Genomic DNA, 757 nt, shown 5'->3' on the forward strand with positions numbered 1-757 from the left:
CAGCATCAATTGGTAATGTAAGTGTTGGTTTTGATGTGTTGGGGGCGGCGGTGTCCCCAGTGGATGGGACCTTGCTAGGTGACAGAGTGCAAGTTAAGGCAGGGACTGAGCCGTTCAGTCTGAAAACTGCGGGTAATTTTGTCTCTAAGTTGCCTACAGAGCCAAAAGAAAACATCGTTTACGATTGTTGGCTGGTGTTTTCTCGCGAGCTAGATAAAAAAGGTGTTGAGCTAAAACCACTTGAAATGACGCTAGAGAAAAACATGCCTATTGGTTCTGGTTTGGGCTCAAGTGCTTGTTCTATTGTGGCAGCGTTGGACGCGCTAAACCGATTCCATGACCAGCCTTTGAATGAAACGGAATTGCTGGCTTTAATGGGTGAAATGGAAGGCAAAATTTCGGGTGGTGTTCACTACGACAATGTTGCTCCATGTTACCTTGGTGGTGTTCAGTTGATGCTTGAAGAGCTGGGCATCATCAGCCAAGAAGTCCCTTGCTTTGACGAGTGGTATTGGGTGATGGCGTATCCGGGCATTAAAGTGTCGACGGCTGAAGCGCGTGAAATCCTACCATCTCAATATCGTCGACAAGATATCATTGCCCATGGCCGTCACCTTGCGGGCTTTATTCATGCATGTCACTCTGGTCAGCCTGAACTCGCTGCAAAAATGATCAAAGACGTGATCGCAGAACCGTATCGTGAGAAACTGCTTCCGGGCTTTGCGAATGCGCGTCAGTACGCAGCATCAGCAGGTGC

General features: G+C 48.5%; 1 protein-coding gene. It reads left to right on the forward strand.

All coding sequences use genetic code 11. The annotated features are described in order from the left end of the window. A partial coding sequence (gene thrB / locus R7Q48_RS26895; protein WP_318133298.1) for a homoserine kinase occupies nucleotides 1-757 on the forward strand: 757 nt, incomplete at both ends.

Source organism: Vibrio sp. 378, assembly GCF_033339435.1.